A 17,511-nucleotide genomic window follows, 5' to 3' on the forward strand; every position below is an offset into this window, starting at 1 on the left:
TCGGGCAACGCGACAGAAACGCCAGTCCTAGACTTGGGGGTCTACCGTAGTTTTACGGAGGCGGTGTCGCCCCACGCGCAACAGGCGCGTGGGGCGGGCCGATGATCAGAACGTCTTACGAATATTCACGTACCAGTAGCGGCTATAGGGCTGGTACAACTCGCCCAGGTAGCCTTCGACCGCCAGCGGCGGCTTCTCGTCGGTGATGTTGCGGACGCCGACCCGCACGCGGGTGTCGCCCATCCATCCGTCCTCGAACTGATACTGGCCGTAGAGGTTGGCGGTGATCTGGCTGTCGATCAGCCAGGGATCGCCGGCCGGGTCGCGCAGGTCGGTATCGTCCACGTCGTCGATGTACTGGGTGAACGCGCCCACCTGGAACCGGTCGTAGCTCCAGGTCAGCGAGGCCGACCACTTCCACTCCGGACGGCCGTTCTGACGGATCAGGTCGCCGCCGCCGGTAATGGTGGTGCCGGCGTTGATCGTCCCGGCTTCACGCGCCGCGATGAGGGCGGCGATGTCGGGCGAGGGCGAGCGGTAGAACTTGATCAGGTGGGCGGCGTTGAAGTTGACGTCGAAGCTGCCGTAGCGGTCGGTGTCGAGGCTCCACATCACGCCGATGTCCAGGCCCTTCGCCTCCTGCGGCAGGAGGTTCTGGTACTGGTCGTTCACGTAGAGAACCGAGCCCACCGGCGCGAGGCCGGTGCCATTGAAGTTGGCGATGTCGTCGGCCGTCGGCGCGGCGCGGACGACGTTCGGATTGCTCCGGCCCTGGACGCGCTCGAGGTAGTCCAGGATCAGTGCATTGCCTTCCCCGAACAGGCCCACGATGCCCTTCTGCTTCACGTTCCAGTAGTCGACGGTGAAGGTGAAGCGTCCGAACTCCGGCGGCACGAAGTGCGGCTGGAAGACCGCGCCCAGGCCCCACGTCTCGCTGGTCTCCGGCTTCAGGTCGGGGTTGCCGGCCCGGCGCGCGGTCGTCGCCTGCGAGCGGGCGCAGTTGGAGAAGCTGGTGATCCGGCCGGCGCGCAGGTCGGCCTCGCACTTCACCCAGTCGGTGCGGGTGTTCGAGCGGGTCACCAGGGTGGCGTTGATCTGCTCGAGGTTCGGAGCCTTGAAGCCCTGCGCCCAGGAGCCCCGGACACGGAAGCCGTCCCACAGGTCCCACGCGCCGGCGACCTTCGGCTTGGCCACGTCGCCCACGTCCGAGAAGTCCTCGTACCGGCCGGCGAGCTGGAACTCGAGGTTATGGACCAGCGGGATGTCCATCTCGGGCGAGACCACCGGGATGGCCAGTTCGGCGTAGGCCGAGAAGACCTCGCGCTTGCCCTTGGTGTCGGGCGAGGGCGAGGAGCCGACCAGATCGTTGCCGTAGACCGTGCCGGTGACCGCGTCGGTGAAGGTGATCGTGCCGTCGAGGCGCGCGTCGCGGTCGTCCTGCTGGGTCTCGCGCCGCCACTCGACGCCGGCCGCAAAGCCCAGGTCGCCGCCCGGCAGGGCGAAGAGATCGGCCTTCGAGACCTTGAAGTCCGCCAGCGACAGCGAGCTCGTGGAGATCCGCTTGGTGCGGATGGAGATCGCGTCGATCGCCGCCTGCGACGAGGGCGTGGCGTCGCCGATGCTCGGGTTGGCCGGATCGCCGCCGTTGAAGGGGTTGTAGGCGTCGGGCGTCGACAGGGCGAGCTGCTGCTGGAGCAGGGTGGCGCTGATGCCGTCCGACACGTCCTTCGCCTTCGCGTGCGAATAGAGGATCGCGCTTTCCCAGTTGAAGCCGAACTTCTCGCCGCGCAGGCCGCCGAGGAAGCGGGTCTGGGTCAGGTTGACGTCCACCTCGTTCGCACCGACGTCGGCGAAGGTGTAGCCGCGGAGGACCACCGCCAGGCCGGCGGCCGGCGCGGTGATGCCCGGCAGCCGGTTCGGGTTGGCCTGGCCGTTGGCGAAGGTCGTGGGGCCGAAGGGGTTCCAGTAGTTCGACGCCGGCACCGTGATCGGCAGCGACGTCAGCGTCGCCGTCGGAGCCTGAACGCTGTGGGTGACGGCGCTGTAGTAGCCCGCCTCGCCGAAGGCCTGGAGGTCCTCGGTCAGTTCCCAGTTCCCGGTCAGGAAGCTGTTGAACCGCTCGGTCGACGGCATCACCGAGGTGTTGAACGATGCGCTGTTGTCGAAGCGCAGGTCGCGGTCGGCGGCCGCCGTCGCCGGCGCCCCGTCGTCGATGCAGTAGGCGCCGCGCAGGACGGTGCAGCCGCCGAAGCTGGTCGGCTGGGTGTGGAAGGCGCCGGCCGTCGAGGTGACCAGGGCGCCGTTCTGGCGGACGGCCACGTTGCCCAGGGTCTGCAGCGAGGCCCACGGCATGGTGGTGATGCGCCCATCAAGGCCGACCAGCCCTTCGAAATCGGTGCCCACGAACAGCGGACGCCGGTCCTGCGACGAGGTGTAGTCCTGGTCCCAGGCCCGCAGCGCGGTCTTGTCCGCATAGGTCACGAAGACCGTCAGGTTGCCGCGGTCCCAGTTCTTGCCGGCCAGCACGCTGAACTCGGCCTCGCGCAGGTGGGTGCCTTCGGCGGCGCCGTACTGGGCCTCCATCTGCAGGCCCTCGAAACGGTCCTGCAGCACGGTGTTGACCACGCCGGCCACCGCGTCCGAGCCGTAGAGCGCCGCGGCGCCGTCGCGCAGCACTTCCAGGCGCTTCAGGCCCTGAACCGGGATGGCGTTGGTGTTGTAGGTCAGCACCGGCACCAGGTTCTCGTCGGCGCGGCTGGTCGGGTGGGCGACCACGCGGCGGCCGTTCAGCAGCACCAGGGTGTTGCCGACGCCGAGGTTGCGCAGGTTCACCGATCCCACGTCGCCGCGGGCCGAGTTGGACGAGTTCGGCAGGTACGACGAGTTGAAGCTGACGTCGCCCATCTGCGGGATCGACCGGAACAGGTCGTCGCCCGAGGTGGCGGCCGTGGCGGCGAGCTGTTCCTCGCCGAGCACCGTCACCGGCAGCGCCGCCGTGACCTTGGAGCCCTCGATCTGCGAGCCCACGACCACCAGTTCCTCGACGGTGGCGTCTGCGGCGCTCTGCGCGGCCGCCGCGCCGGCGAAGGCGAGGCCGCAAAGCACGGTGGAGCCCAGCATCAGGCTCCGCAAGGAAACGAGTCTCATCTTCGTATTACCCCCTCTGGATCGAGGCCCGCCGCCGGTCGTCCGGTCTTGCGGGCCTCATGGAAAAATAGCCTCAGTAGAACGTGACGTTGTCGAGCTCGGCCCACACCTTGCGGCCGCCCTGGCCGCTGACGGCGAACTCGACTTCGGTGAGGTCGGCGCCGGTCCACGGGCCCGAGGCCGCGCCGCGGCCCGGCGCGCGCTTCAGCTCGGCGAACGGGACCTCCACGGTGCGCCACTGCGGGCCAGCCTTGACCTCGGCGGCCCAGCGGCCGGCCAGCGTGTTGACCATCAGCCGGTGCTCGCCCTCGCCGCCCCGGACATCGAAGCGCACGCCCCGGTAGCGGCGGGCGTCGACCGGCGCGACCGAGCCGCGGGTCAGGGGCAGGATCACCGCGGCCTGCGGATCGTCCTTCACCGACAGCTTGCCCGCGACGCTCAGAGCCCGGCCGTTTCCGGCCTCGCGCGCGACGACCTGGCTGACCTGCACCGTGCGGTCGAGACCGCCGTCCATGTCGTCCGTGCGCAGGGTGTCCAGGGCCGTGCGGCCGTCGGCCCGCTCGAAGTCGTCGATCAGGGCGGCGACCGTGACCGCGGGCAGGGAAACCTCCCCGTTGGCCTTCGGCAGCACCGTGCCCGGCCCGTGCACCTGCCTGCCGTCGACGAAGACGCGAACGGTCTTCCGGACGTCGGTGATGGTCTTCCACGGCTGGCCGTCCACCAGCACGAGGTCGGCGCGCTTGCCGGGCTCGATGGTGCCGCGGTCGGAAAGCTCGCCCAGCACGCGGGCGCTGTTGGCGGTGCCGGCCATCAGCGCATCGGTCGGCGTCAGGCCCGCCTGCACCATCAGCTCCATCTCGCGCAGGGTCGACGACCCGTGCGGCGTGTTCGGCATCCCGGCGTCGGTGCCGAGTGCGATCGGCACGCCGGCGTCGTGCAGCGCCTTCAGGTTGCGCAGGGCGAAGCCGAACTTGCGCACCGACTGGCGGAAGCGCGGATCGTCGGGGTTCTCGGGCGGCTTCATCCCGGGCTTCACCGGCTCATAGACCGCCAGCGTCGGCGCATAGGTCGTGCCGCCCTGCTTGATCGCCGCGATGGTCTCGGCGTCGACCTCGCGGTCCTGCAGGCTGTGGGCGATGAAATCGACCTTGGCCCGACCCGCCGCGCGGCCGCGATCGACCGTCACGGTGTGGGTCCCCACCGGCCAGTGGTTCTTGTGCGCCTCGTCCACCAGGGCGGCCAGGGTGGCCTCGTCCATGCTGGTGTTGTCGGCGGCCGTGCCGTAGCGCCAGCCGTCGTGGAAGGCCTTGATGACGTCGGGCTTGTAGGGGACGAGTTCGCGGATCGCGGCCCGCGCCGCTTCGGGGGTGTTCACCCACTTCGTCGTGTTCACGTCGGCCCAGTCGGCGCCGTGGCCGCCCGGCGTCGAGGTGCGGGCGGTGAAGTTCACGTGCGGCGAGGCCAGCGTGGCGATCCAGGCGCGGCGCGGCTGCCAGCTCTCCGGCGACTGATGGAAGTCGTTCACCGTCGTGACGCCGGCGGCGATGTAGGCGTTCGCGATCGCGGGCGTGACATTGGGCGCGCCGGCCGGCGTCCAGTGGGTGTGGACGTCGAAGAAGCCCGGCAGCAGGGCCTTGCCCTTGGCGTCGATCACGCTGGCGCCGCGTGGCGCACGGACCCTAGGGCCGACGGCGGCGATGCGGCCGTCGCGGATGATCACATTGGCGACGTGCGGCGCCTCGCCCGTTGCGGTGAACACTGTCGCGCCGAGGATCGCGGTGACGCCGTCGGCGGACGGCGCGGGAGCGGCGGAGACGAGCGCAAGCCCCAGGCCGATCACGCCCACGCCACGGGACAGGCTCATCCAGCGCGACATACTCATTCCCCCAACTCCACGGCCCCGGGGTGTTTGTCCCACACGGACCCCGGCCGCAACCCATCCGGGGGCTTTTCTGCCCCGAGCGCCCAGGGGTGCGACCTTCCTGCACAGGTCGGCGCGGGGCCGCGGTTCAATTCGCGGTACCGTCGTGTTAGCGACCGCCCGCTGGAGGATCGCCGTTGAAGAAGTGCGTGTTCATCAACCTCGACCGCGCGGCCGACCGTCGCGGGTCGGTGGAGGCCTCGTTCGCGGCGGCGGGCCAGACGGGCTGGGCCCTCAGCCGCTTCGCCGCGCGGACGCCCGACGACGTCGCCGGCGTGGCCGGCGCCATCTCGCCCGTGGAGAAGGCCTGCTTCGAGAGCCATCGCGCCGCGATCGCCAAGCACCGGGAGAGCAGCGACCCGCTGTTCGTCGTCGAGGACGACGTGGTCTTCTCGACCCGCACCTTCCCTGTGCTGGACCAGCTTCTGAAGACGTCCGACTACGACGTGATCTTCACCGACGTCGCCCTCTGCGACCTGCCGATGATGGTCCAGTCCGCCAGCCGGCGCGACACGATGGAAGCGCAAGGCCAGTTCACCCTGCTGGACCTCTCGCGGCCCTCGTATTTCGGGGCGACCGCCTACGCGATCCGCGGCGCGTCGAAGCGCAAGGTGCACGCCGCCCTGCAGGCGGCCGAGGCGCTGGACCAGCCGTTCGACCTCTTCCTCCGGGACCTCGGCCGGGCCGGGAAGCTCAGGCTCGCGGTCTGCTTCCCGTTCCTCACGACGGTGGCGGCCGACGGCGACCACTCCCAGATCCAGAGCGCCGAGGCCGCGCCGTTCGACCGCCTGATGAACGCCTTCCGCCGGCTGATGTTCGTCGACCGCGACCTGACGGCCGTGCGCAAGGACCTGCTCCAGCTGCGCAAGGGCTACTCGAGCGAGGCGGCGGATCTGGTGGGCCAGGTGTTCGCCACCATGGTCGCGCCGGGCTTCCCGATCGACCGCTGAGCCGTCAGGGCGCGGCGCGGACGTGCACCACGGCGCGCTCGTCCGCGTACAGCCGCCGCCAGGCGGGATCGGCGTCGAGGCGGCGGGCGGCGGCGCTCTCCGGGCGAAGCAGGGTCCAGGCGATGCGGTGCGTGCCGAGAAGCTCGGCCAGCATGGCCGGGTCGCCCGCGTCGGCGCGCATATAGGCCTGGGTGAAGGCGTCGCCGTACATGTCCGCGCGGCCGTCGATGAAGGGCCGGACGCCGGAGAAGATCAGGTAGCCGCCGAAGTCGTAGTCGTTGAACACTGGCTGGGCGCGAAGCTCGGCGGGCACGTGGGCCAGCGCCGCCGCCGGCGTCACCGCATCGTCGCGCGCCACCGGCACGGCCAGCCGCGCGGCGATCAGGATGGCGGCCAGCAGCGCCGCGCCCATGAGCCCGGCGCGGCGCAAGCCCGCCGCGGGGCCCGGCGCTCGTCCCAGCGCCTCGCCGATGTGGGGCGCAAGGATCAGCGGCGCGACCGCGCCCAGCACCATCTGATGGCGCAGGTGCTGCAGGGCGAGGTGCAGCAGCCCCAGCATGATCAGCAGGCGGAGCGGCGGGACCTTCACCCCTTTCCACAGGCACAGGAACACCGTGGAGAGGATGGCGACCTCGAAGGGGGTCGGCTTCGAGAAGTCCGCCGGCCGCCATTCGGTGATGGTCGGCAGCGCCGACATGGAGGTGATCGTGAACGGGTGGATGAGGCCCGAGAGGCCGTTTGGCGTGGCCGCCGCGGCCAGGGCGCAGGCCAGGCCGAACAGGCCCCAGCCGCGGATCACCGCCAGCCGGTCCCTCGAGGCCAGCAGGGCCTCGAGACCGAAAGCGCCCGCGAGACTGAGGCCCAGGACGTAGCTTCCGTGCAGGTTGGCCCACAGCACCATCAGCAGCGCCGCCCACGGCGGCGGCGCGCGGTCGGCGTCCCGGGCGGCGAGCAGCAGCACGACCCAGCCCGTCAGGACGGGCAGCACCAGCAGGTGCGGCCGCGCCACCAGGCTCGGCGCCAGGCAACCCGCCGCCAGGACCAGCGCAAGGGTCACGCCGACGGCGCTCAGCGACCGCGAGAGCCGCTGGGCCACGAGCGCCGCCGCCGCGGCGGCGGCCGCGGCGAACAGCGCCAGCACGCCTCCGAAACCGCCGGCGCGGTAGGCCAGCGCCATCAGCACCTCGGCCAGCCACTCGTGCGGCACCCAGGCCGCCCCGGCCATGGTGTGGGAAAAGACGTCGACCCGCGGCACGGTCCGGTGGTCGAGGATCCAGCCGCCCGCCGCGAGGTGCCAGTAGGTGTCGGGATCGTTGAGCACGCCCGGCGCGAAGAGGACGAGCACGGCCATCAGCAGCGCCGCCGCCGCCGACGCCGGCGCGGGGCTGAAACGCGACCCGTGTGCGGTCATGCGGCGTTCGGCTGCCATCGCCGCAGGGTGGCTGCGGCGCATTGAGGGCAGGTTAAGCGTTCGGGAGGGCGGTCAGCGCAAGCCGAGCCGCGGAGGAGCCCGGCAAGACCGGTGGCGCACCCGACACGATTCGAACGTGTGACCTTTGCCTTCGGAGGGCAACGCTCTATCCAGCTGAGCTACGGGTGCGTCTTCAGCGGGCGGTCTCTCTAGCCGAAAGCGCGGCTCGCGGCAAACCGCCAGGCTCTTGCGCCGTCGGATTTCAGCCAGGCAATCTTGCGCCAACGGTCGAAGGTTAGCTTCCGCCGAGTGCGAGCCGTCGAACGGCCGGTATGTTTCTGGGGGAAATGCATGGGCGTCTGGACCCGTATGGCTCAGGCCAAGGTCGTGAGGAACGGAGCCGTGACCGCGGCCGTGGCGGCGGCGGCGCTCGGCGTCGGCCTGTCCTTCGGCCGCATCGCCCCGGCCCAGGCGGCCGAGGAGGCGCCCCCGGGCAAGGCGGTCTACGAGCAGTTCTGCGCCGCCTGCCACGAGAAGCCCGAGGCCGGGAGCCGCGCCGCGCCCGTCTCCGCGCTGCGGAAGATGAGCGCCCAGACGCTCACCACCGTCCTGACCACCGGCGTGATGAAGCCGATGGGCGACCAACTGGACCGCCAGCAGCTCCGCGCCGTCGTCGCCTACCTGGCCGCGCCCGAGGGGCCGACCGGAACCGGCTGGATCGACGACAACCGCTGCGACACGGCCCGCGCCAAGGTCGACCTCTCAGCCAAACCGGCCCAGGTGGGCTTCGGCGTCGACCTGGACAACAGTCGCCGGATGAGCGCCGCCCAGGCCAAGCTCTCGACCAAGGACCTCGCGGACCTGGAGGTGGCCTGGTCCTTCGTGATGCCGAAGACTACCGGCCTGCGCGGCCAGGGCGTGGTCGTCGGCAACACCCTGTTCTATCCCGCCGGCCAGGCCGGCTACGTCGTGGCGCTGGACACCCAGACGGGCTGCGTGAAGTGGGCCACGCCCGGCGGCGTGCGCGCCAGCTTGGCGTACGGGCGCCTCGGCAAGGACGGGCCCTGGGCCGTGGTCGGCGGCGACGCGGCGGGCAACCTGATCGCTTTCGAGGCCGAGACCGGCAAGGTCGCCTGGAAGGTGGATCCCCGCCACGACAAGACCGTGCCGCTGTCGGGCACGCCGGTGTTCGCCGGCGACAAGATCGTCGTGCCGATCTCGGCGATCGATGTGGCCAACTCGATGCGCGAGACCTTCGCCTGCTGCAAGGCGCACGGCGCGGTGGCCCTGCTGAACGCCGCCGACGGCAAGGTGCTGTGGACCTGGCACACCATGGAGGACGCCAAGCCGCTGGGCCGCAAGAACGCCAAGGGGATCGAGGTCTATGGCCCGTCCGGCGCGCCGATCTGGTCCAGCCCATCGGTGGATCTGAAAGCTGGCGTCATCTACACGGCGACCGGCGAGAACACCTCGCCTCCGGCCACCGACACCAGCGACAGCCTCGTCGCCCTCGACATGGCCACCGGCAAGCAGAAGTGGGTCTTCCAGGCGCTGGCCAACGACGTCTGGAACATGTCCTGCCCGATCGGCTCGCCCACGGGCGGGCGCCCGCCCGGCGCCAACTGCTTCTTCGCCGCGGAGGGCAGCGTGCTGCGCGACCACGACTTCGGCGGCGGCCCGCTCATCTGGCGCGGCCCCAATGGCGCCAAGGGGGGCCGGACCCTGATCCTCGGCGGCCAGAAGTCCGGAGAGGTGTGGGCGCTGGAGGCGGCCAGCGGGAAGAAGGTCTGGCGTCATCAGTTCGGCAAGGGCACCGCCCTGGGCGGCGTCCACTGGGGCCTGGCGGCCGACGCCCAACGCGTCTATGCGCCGATCGCGGATCCCGGCGTGCCCGAGCCCGACAACGCCGCGGGGCTCTACGCCATCGACGTCGCCAGCGGAAAGCTCGCCTGGTCGTGGCGCGCCAAGGCCGACTGCAGCGGCGACCGCAAGGCCCGCGTGCCGAGCTGCGACAGCAAGTACGGCCTCTCCGCGCCGCCGCTGGTGGTGGATGGCGCGGTGATCGCCGGCGGCCTGGACGGCCGGGTCTATGTGTTCGAGGCGGCGAGCGGCAAGCTCATGTCCACCTTCGACACCGCGGTCCCGTTCACCGGCGTGAACAAGCTGGCCGGCTCGGGCGGCTCGATCGACGCGGCCGGCCCCTTCGCCGGCGACGGAATGCTGTTCGTGAGCTCCGGCTACGGCTCGTTTGGCCAGCAGCCCGGCAATGCGCTGATCGCCTACCGCCCGAAGCGGAAGTAGGCGCGGACGGGATCGGGCCTATTCCGGGTCCGGAAGCGGCTCGATCCCGGCGGCGAGCGCCAGGCGCACGGCAGTCGAGAGGCCGCGCGCCTGGAGCTTGTCCATGACGTTGGCGCGATAGATCTCGACGGTGCGGACGCTGAGGCCCAGCGCATAGGCGATGATCTTGTTGGGCATGCCGGCCAGCAGGCCCTGCATCACCTGCAGCTCGCGCGCCGAGAGCGTGCCGATCAGGGCCTTGGCGCGCTCGACCTCGGCGCGGGCCTCGGTCTCGGCCTCGAAGTCGTCGAAGGCGGCGTCCAGCGTCGCGATCAGGGCGGCGGGTTCGTAGGGCTTCTCCAGGAACTCATAGGCGCCGTTCTTCATCGCCTCGACGGCGACGCGCACCCCGCCGCGGGCGGTCAGCACCACCACCGGCCAGGCGACATCGCGGGCGTTCAGCGCCGCCTGCACCTCGAGGCCGCTCATGCCGGGCATCATGATGTCGAGCAGGACGCAGCCGGGCGCAGCCGCGTCCAGGCCCTCGAGGAAGGCCTCGCCCGTCGGATGGCCGATCACCTGATAGCCGGCGGGGCCCAGGGTCTGCTCGGCAACTGCGCGGAGCAGGTCGTCGTCGTCGACGACATGCACCGTCCGGGTCGAAGTCATCAGGCGCTCGAGGCAATGCGGAACTGCCCGCGAGCTTAGGGACGCGATCGGTCCGGGACCAGCCCCGACGCCGCCGCACCGCGGCTATGCGAGGGGCAGCGACGAGGTGTCGCGGCGCTGGCGCAGCCCGTCAGGCCGCGCCGGTCACGTCGTCCCAGAAGCGCTTGGCTTTGCCGATGAAGTTCGCCGACTTGGGATGCTGCTGCTCGCCGCAGAGGCCGGCGAGCTCGCGCATCAGCTCCTTCTGGCGGGCGGTGAGCTTGGTGGGCGTCTCGACGAACACCTCGACCACGAGATCGCCGCGCTCGCGCGAGCGGAGCGACGGCATGCCCCGGCCCTTCACCCGCACGGTCCGGCCGGTCTGGGCCCCTTCCGGGATCTTGACGGTGATCTTGCACTCGCCGTCGCAGTTCTCGCCGCCCATCAGGCAGGGCGCCTCGATCTCTCCGCCCAGGGCGGCGACGCACATCGGCACCGGCACGGTGCAGAGCAGGTCGAGGCCGTCGCGTTCGAAGAGCTCGTGCGGCTTCACCGAGATGAAGATGTAGAGGTCGCCGCGCGGGCCGCCGCGCAGGCCTGCGTCGCCTTCGCCGGCGAGACGGATGCGCGCGCCGTCGTCCACGCCCGGCGGGATGCGGACCGCCAGCGTCCGCTCGCGGCGGATCTGGCCCATGCCGTGGCACTCGACGCACGGGTCGATGACGATCTTGCCCGAGCCGCCGCAGCGGGGGCAGGCGCGCTCGATCTGGAAGAAGCCCTGGGTGGCGCGGACGCGGCCGGCGCCGTGGCAGGTGGTGCAGGTGGTCGGGCTGGTGCCGGGCTTGGCACCCGAGCCGTCGCAGGCCTCGCAGGACAGCGTCGCCGGGACCGTGATCTCCACCTCCGAGCCGGCGTAGGCCTGCTCCAGGCTGATCTCGAGGTCGTAGCGCAGGTCCGAGCCGCGGGCGGGCCCGCTGCGGGGGCCGCCGCGGCCGCCGGCGCGACCGCCGAACATGTCGCCGAAGACGTCGCCGAACACCTCGTTGAAGATGTCGTGGACGTCGTGGAACTGGGCGCCGCCCGGACCGCCGCCGCCCATGCCGTTGACCCCGGCGTGGCCGAAGCGGTCGTAGGCCGCCCGCTTCTGCGGGTCGGACAGCACCGAATAGGCTTCGTTGATTTCCTTGAAGCGGCCAGCCGCTTCCTCGCAACCGCCGTTGCGGTCGGGATGGTGCTCCATCGCGAGCTTGCGGAAGGCGGCCTTCAGGCCGGCCTCGTCGCAGGCGCGGTTGACGCCCAGGATCTCGTAATAGTCCCGCATCAAACGTTCAGGCGCTCAAAAATGGGCTGGAGTTGAAGTGGGTTGGCCCCCGCCCGACTGCAAGGCTCCGGAGAGCCGAGCGGGCGGGGGCTTACCTTCACCGCGAAGGCGGCGGCGACGTCCCCATGGGCGACCTTTTGGCATTTGAGGCTGAAGGCCGCCATGGGGCGCGATGTCACGCCGACTTCTTGTCGTCGCCGTCCACTTCCTCGAACTCGGCGTCGACGACGTCGTCCGAGGCCTGCGCGCCGCCGTCGCCAGCGCCTTGGGCGCCGGTGTCCTGCTGCGCCTTGTACATGGCCTCGCCCAGCTTCATCGAAGCCTGGATGAGGGTCTGGGTCTTGGCCGCGATCGCTTCCGCGTCGCCGCCCTCCAGCGAGCCCTTCAGGTCGTCCAGCGCCGCCTGGATGGCGTCACGGTCCTCGGTCGAGACCTTGTCGCCGTGTTCCGACAGCGCCTTCTCGGTCGAGTGGATGACCGCATCGGCCTGGTTCTTGGCCTCGACGGCCGCCTTCCGCTTCTCGTCGTCGGCCTTGTTGGACTCGGCTTCCTTGACCATGGCGTCGATGTCCGCGTCCGAGAGGCCGCCGTTGGCCTGGATGCGGATCGACTGTTCCTTGTTGGTCGCCTTGTCGCGGGCCGAGACGTTGACGATGCCGTTGGCGTCGATGTCGAAGGTGACCTCGACCTGCGGCACGCCGCGCGGCGCGGGCGGAATGCCGACCAGGTCGAACTGGCCCAGCATCTTGTTGTCGGCCGCCATCGGCCGCTCGCCCTGGAACACCCGGATGGTCACCGCCGACTGGTTGTCGTCGGCCGTGGAGAACACCTGGCTGCGCTTGGTCGGGATCGTCGTGTTGCGCTCGATCAGCGGGGTGAACACGCCGCCCAGGGTCTCGATGCCGAGGGTCAGCGGCGTCACGTCCAGCAGCAGCACGTCCTTGACGTCGCCCTGCAGCACGCCCGCCTGGACCGCGGCGCCCAGCGCCACGACCTCGTCGGGGTTCACGCCCTTGTGGGGCTCACGGCCGAAGAATTCCTTCACGGTCTCGACGACCTTCGGCATGCGGGTCATGCCGCCCACGAGGATGACCTCGTCGATGTCGGACTTCTTGAGGCCCGCGTCCTTCAGCGCGTTCTCGCAGGGGCCGATCGTCTTGTTGATCAGGTCCTCGACGAGGGCTTCCAGCTTGGCGCGCGACAGCTTGATGTTCAGGTGCAGCGGGCCCGAGGCGTTCATCGAGATGAAGGGCAGGTTCACCTCGTACTGGGTGACGCTCGACAGCTCCTTCTTGGCCTTTTCGGCCTCTTCCTTCAGGCGCTGAAGGGCCAGCTTGTCCTTCCGCAGGTCGACGCCCTGCTCCTTCTTGAACTCGTCGGCCAGGTAGTCGACGATCCGAAGGTCGAAGTCCTCGCCGCCCAGGAAGGTGTCGCCGTTCGTCGACTTCACCTCGAAGACGCCGTCGCCGATCTCCAGGATCGAGACGTCGAAGGTGCCGCCGCCGAGGTCGTACACGGCGATCTTCTTGCCTTCGTTCTTCTCGAGGCCGTAGGCGAGCGCCGCGGCGGTGGGCTCGTTGATGATCCGCAGGACTTCAAGGCCGGCGATCTTGCCGGCGTCCTTGGTCGCCTGGCGCTGGGCGTCGTTGAAGTAGGCCGGGACGGTGATGACCGCCTTTTCGACCTTCTCGCCGAGGTGCTGCTCGGCCGCTTCCTTCATCTTCTGCAGGATGAAGGCCGAGATCTGCTGGGGCGAATAGTCCTTGCCGTGCGCGCGCACCCAGGCGTCGCCGGTCGGGCCCTTCACGATGTCATAGGGCACCATGCCCTTGTCCTTCTCGACCATGGGGTCGGAGAAGTTGCGGCCGATCAGCCGCTTGATCGCGAAGAAGGTGTTGGACGGGTTGGTCACCGCCTGGCGCTTGGCCGGCTGGCCGACCAGCCGCTCGCCGTCTTCCATGAAGGCGACGACGGAAGGGGTGGTCCGCGCGCCCTCGGCGTTCTCGATCACCTTCGGCTGCTTGCCGTCCATGATGGCGACGCACGAGTTTGTGGTGCCGAGGTCGATGCCGATGATCTTGCTCATGTGAGAGTCTTGCTCGCTCCTTGTTGGCGGACGCCGCGGGTGGGCCTTCTAGCGAAGCGCCCTGGAATAAGCGACGCCCCCGGTTCGATCAGGTTCTCGGCCGGCCCTTCAAGCTTTGCGCTCTCGGGAACCAGCGTCGCCAGCGGATATGGGGAAAGATGGGCCCCCTGCAAGGGGAATGTCCCTAATGCGGTCAAGGACATGGCTCAACCGTGCCCCGCATCGGGGCGCCAGTTCGAACGGGCGTTCGCATAGAGTTCCGCCGGGTGCGGCGTGCGGGCCCCGCGCGACGCCAGAAAGGCGTGCTCCACCACCATGGCCTGCTGCTCGATGTTCAGGTCGGTGAAGGCCGGCCCGGCGCTGAGGTCGTAGGCGTAGGCGGCGGCGCCGTCGCCGGCCTTCAGTTTCGCGCGCAGCAGGGAGACGCCGTGCTGCGCCTGCCAGACGTGGGTCAGCTCGTGGACGAAAACCGCCTGCACGGGCAGCGGGGTGTCGGCGGCGGCGAAGTCCGGGCGCGCGGCGGCGGCCGGCCAGACGATCAGGCCGGGGCCCGCGACGAACGCCCGGTTCCAGATCGGGATGGCGAACAGCCGCACCCGGCTCGCGTCCAGGCCATGGCCGAACATCTCGGCCGCGAGTCCGCGCTCGCCGGGCGTGAGGCGGCGGAACGTCATCGGCTTCATGGCAGGCGCGGTCATGGCGGCTCGCCGGCTAGGGGGGCGTCCAGCCCTAGACGTGCAGCTTGGCCGTGGGTTCCGCCTTGATCTGCGGCAAACCTAGAACAGCGGCTCTTCCGGCGGCGGCTGGGTCGGCTGGGCCGGCCGCGCCTTTTCCAGGACGTCGCCGATCTGATCGCCCGGGACGGCGGGCGCGCCGGGCTGCGGCGTCCCCTGGGCGGCGGCCTCGGCCTTGAGCCTGGCCTCCTCCTCGCGCGCCTTCTTCTCGGCTTCCTGCCTGGCCTTCTCCTCGGGCGTCAGCTCCGGCGGCGGCGGCGGGCCTTCGATCCGCTCCTGGGCCAGCGGCACGGCTTCCTGCGCCTCGAGGGCCTGGCCGTAGTCGCCCGCCTCGCGCCGTTCGCCAGGCAGGCGGGCCGGAGCGTCCGCCGTGAAGACGCCGATGGCGAAAGCGCCCAGCGCCGCCGCGCCGATCAGGACGGCGACGAGCTGCAGGACGGGGCGGGGCATGGTCCAGGTCATGGCGCGCGACCCTAATGCGCGGGCCGCCCGGACGGAAGCGGCAAGCGGGCGCCGCGTGAGGCGTCTCTTGGTAAACGCCCATTAACCCGCGCGCGGCCAAACAGGGACTTCAGGCGAAGGTTCGACCAGGGGTTTCGAAGGCATGGCGCGGGCGGCGCGGAAGACCGGCATGGAGCTTGCGCTCCATATCGCCAGGCTCGTGTGGTCTCATCCCAACACGGCGCGCCTGCGCGGCGGGCTGACCGCGGCGGCGGGCGTGATCCTGGGCATCGCCTTCGCCACCTACAACGCCGCCGACCCCAGCCTGAACGCCGCCGGGGCCCAGGCGCCGACGAACGCCCTGGGCGCCGCGGGCGCGGTGATCGCCGACATCGGCGTCCAGTCGCTGGGCGTCGCCGCGGGCCTTCTCGCCCTGCTGGTTGTGGTGCTCGGCCTGGCCCGCGTGGCCGACCCGACGCCGGACGCCAGCCGGCTTCGCCTGCGCATCCGCGCCCTCGTGGGAACGGTGGGCGTGCTCACCCTGGCCGGCGCCCTGGCCTTCCCCGCCCCGCCGGCCGCCTGGCCGCTGGCCAAGGGCCTGGGTGGGTTCTGGGGCGACGCCCTGCTGACAGGCCTTGCCGGGCTCGCGGCCTATGCCCGCCTGCCGCTCGGCCAGCTGATCGCCGGCGCGGTGCTGGCGACGCTGGGCCTCGTCGCCTACGGCTACGCCATTGGCCTCTCGCGTCTCGACCTCCGCGCGCTGGGCGCCGCGGCGAGCCAGGCCGTGGCGGGCGCCTTCCAGCCCAGGCTCAAGGCCGCCCGGCCCGAGAAGCCGGAGAAGCCAGCCCGCGCCGCGCGCCGCCGTCCGCTGGACAGCGTGCTGCCCGACGAGGTCCCGTTCGACGCCGACGAGGCGCCCGCCGCGGGCGCCCCCGTCGTCGCCGCCCCGATCGCCTCGGGCGCCGAGCCCAAGGTCAAGGCGCCCAAGGCGCCGCCCAAGGAGAGCGTCCGCGAGCAGAAGGAGGCCCAGGCCACCTTCGAGTTCGTCCAGCCCGGCGGCTTCAAGCTGCCCGAGCTGTCCATGCTGGCCAAGGCGCCCGCTCGGGCCGCCCAGTTCGACGAAGGCGCGCTGCGCCAGAACGCGCAGCTGCTGGAGAGCGTGCTGGCCGAGTTCGGCGTCCGCGGGCAGGTGGACCAGATCCGCCCGGGCCCGGTGGTCACCCTGTACGAGCTGGTGCCGGCCGCCGGCGTGAAATCCGCGCGCGTCGTGGCGCTGGCCGACGACATCGCGCGCTCGATGAGCGTCGCCGCCTGCCGCGTCTCGGTGGTCTCGGGCCGCAACGCCATCGGCATCGAGCTGCCGAACCAGCGCCGCGAGACCGTCTATCTGCGCGAACTGCTGGCCGCGCCCGAGTACGAGCGTGGCGGCCAGTCGCTGCCCGTCGTCCTGGGCGAGACCATCGGCGGCGAGCCCTACATCGCCGACCTGGCCAAGATGCCCCACCTGCTGATCGCCGGCACCACCGGCTCGGGCAAGTCGGTGGGCGTCAACGCCATGATCCTGTCGATCCTCTACCGGCTGCCGCCCGAACAGTGCCGCCTGATCATGATCGACCCGAAGATGCTGGAGCTTTCCGTCTACGACGGCATCCCGCACTTGCTGGCGCCCGTGGTCACCGATCCGAAGAAGGCCATCGTCGCGCTGAAGTGGACCGTGCGCGAGATGGAGGATCGCTACCGCCGGATGTCCAAGATCGGCGTCCGCAACGTCGCCTCATACAACGAGCGCGCCCGCGAGGCCGTCGCCAGGGGCGAGCACTTCGAGCGCACCGTCCAGACCGGCTTCGACGACGCTGGCCGTCCGATCTTCGAGTCCGAGAAGATCGTCCCCGAGCCCATGCCCTACCTCGTCGTGATCATCGACGAGGTGGCCGACCTGATGATGGTCGCCGGCAAGGACATCGAGGGCGCCGTCCAGCGTCTGGCCCAGATGGCGCGCGCCGCCGGCATCCACCTGATCATGGCCACCCAGCGGCCGTCGGTGGACGTCATCACCGGCACCATCAAGGCCAACTTCCCCACCCGGATCAGCTTCCAGGTCACCTCCAAGATCGACAGCCGCACCATCCTGGGCGAGCAGGGCGCCGAACAGCTCCTGGGCCAGGGCGACATGCTCTACATGGCCGGCGGCGGCCGCATCACCCGCCTGCACGGGCCGTTCGTCTCCGACGGCGAGGTCGAGGCCGTGGCCCGCTTCCTGCGCGAGCAGGGCCAGCCCGCCTACCTCGAGGAGGTCACCGCCGGCGGCGACGAGGAGAGCGACGAAGGTCCGAACCTCGGCTTCGGCGGCGACACGGGCGACGCCAACGACCTCTACGACCGCGCCGTGGCCATCGTCACCCGCGACGGCAAGGCGTCGACCAGCTACATCCAGCGCCGCCTGCAGATCGGCTACAACCGCGCCGCCTCGATCATGGAGCGGATGGAGAACGAGGGCGTCGTCGGCCCCGCCAACCACGCCGGCAAGCGCGAGATCCTGGCGAGCGCGGCGCCATAACCCACGGCGTCGTTC

10 protein-coding genes, 1 tRNA gene and 1 pseudogene are annotated in these 17,511 nt (G+C 70.7%); 3 read left to right on the plus strand and 9 right to left on the minus strand.

Features of this window, described 5'->3' with window-relative positions; all coding sequences use genetic code 11:
* Positions 1-105 precede the first annotated feature (105 nt).
* Complete coding sequence (locus tag ACO2Q0_RS07810) at positions 106-3,147, minus strand: TonB-dependent receptor plug domain-containing protein (protein ID WP_423350933.1); 3,042 nt, start codon at positions 3,145-3,147, stop codon at positions 106-108.
* Positions 3,148-3,220: 73 nt separating this feature from the next.
* Positions 3,221-5,029 carry an amidohydrolase family protein gene (locus ACO2Q0_RS07815; protein ID WP_423350934.1) on the minus strand — a complete coding sequence of 603 codons (1,809 nt, stop codon included), beginning with the start codon at positions 5,027-5,029 and terminating at the stop codon, positions 3,221-3,223.
* Between the two features lie 176 nt (positions 5,030-5,205).
* Between ACO2Q0_RS07815 and ACO2Q0_RS07820 the strand changes: the two genes are divergently transcribed.
* A complete protein-coding gene (locus ACO2Q0_RS07820) occupies positions 5,206-6,018 on the plus strand; it encodes a hypothetical protein (RefSeq protein WP_423350935.1) in 813 nt (270 codons plus the stop codon).
* A 4-nt stretch (positions 6,019-6,022) separates the two neighbouring features.
* On the opposite strand, the gene ACO2Q0_RS07825 is transcribed toward ACO2Q0_RS07820, so the two are convergent.
* Together ACO2Q0_RS07825 and ACO2Q0_RS07830 are read right to left on the minus strand one after the other, a co-directional pair.
* Positions 6,023-7,429 (minus strand): hypothetical protein, encoded by a 1,407-nt coding sequence (locus ACO2Q0_RS07825; RefSeq protein ID WP_423350936.1) that lies wholly within the window; start codon positions 7,427-7,429, stop codon positions 6,023-6,025.
* 112 nt (positions 7,430-7,541) lie between these two features.
* Positions 7,542-7,618 (minus strand) — tRNA-Arg (locus tag ACO2Q0_RS07830).
* Between the two features lie 213 nt (positions 7,619-7,831).
* Here ACO2Q0_RS07830 and ACO2Q0_RS07835 point away from each other — a divergent pair.
* Complete coding sequence (locus ACO2Q0_RS07835; RefSeq protein ID WP_423350937.1) at positions 7,832-9,730, plus strand: PQQ-binding-like beta-propeller repeat protein; 1,899 nt, start codon at positions 7,832-7,834, stop codon at positions 9,728-9,730.
* 18 nt (positions 9,731-9,748) lie between these two features.
* On the opposite strand, the gene ACO2Q0_RS07840 is transcribed toward ACO2Q0_RS07835, so the two are convergent.
* The 5 genes and pseudogenes from ACO2Q0_RS07840 to ACO2Q0_RS07860 form a co-directional block, all read right to left on the minus strand.
* On the minus strand, positions 9,749-10,378 hold the full coding sequence (locus ACO2Q0_RS07840; protein WP_423350938.1) for a response regulator transcription factor: 630 nt from the start codon (positions 10,376-10,378) through the stop codon (positions 9,749-9,751).
* Positions 10,379-10,508: 130 nt separating this feature from the next.
* The gene (dnaJ, locus tag ACO2Q0_RS07845) at positions 10,509-11,678 is read right to left on the minus strand and encodes a molecular chaperone DnaJ (protein ID WP_423350939.1); all 1,170 of its coding nucleotides are present in this window, start codon (positions 11,676-11,678) and stop codon (positions 10,509-10,511) included.
* Between the two features lie 175 nt (positions 11,679-11,853).
* Positions 11,854-13,776, minus strand: a pseudogene (gene dnaK, locus ACO2Q0_RS07850) (molecular chaperone DnaK); the annotation flags it as partial.
* Positions 13,777-13,970: 194 nt separating this feature from the next.
* Positions 13,971-14,462 carry a hypothetical protein gene (locus ACO2Q0_RS07855; RefSeq protein WP_423350940.1) on the minus strand — a complete coding sequence of 164 codons (492 nt, stop codon included), beginning with the start codon at positions 14,460-14,462 and terminating at the stop codon, positions 13,971-13,973.
* A 78-nt stretch (positions 14,463-14,540) separates the two neighbouring features.
* Entirely contained in the window at positions 14,541-14,960 is a 420-nt protein-coding gene (locus tag ACO2Q0_RS07860) for a hypothetical protein (protein ID WP_423350941.1), read from the minus strand.
* Between the two features lie 142 nt (positions 14,961-15,102).
* On the opposite strand from ACO2Q0_RS07860, the gene ACO2Q0_RS07865 reads away from it, so the two are divergent.
* Positions 15,103-17,496, plus strand: coding sequence for a DNA translocase FtsK 4TM domain-containing protein (locus tag ACO2Q0_RS07865; protein ID WP_423350942.1), 2,394 nt, complete (start codon positions 15,103-15,105; stop codon positions 17,494-17,496).
* Positions 17,497-17,511: the final 15 nt, after the last annotated feature.

This window comes from Phenylobacterium sp. VNQ135, assembly GCF_049445735.1.
Classification (GTDB): domain Bacteria; phylum Pseudomonadota; class Alphaproteobacteria; order Caulobacterales; family Caulobacteraceae; genus Phenylobacterium.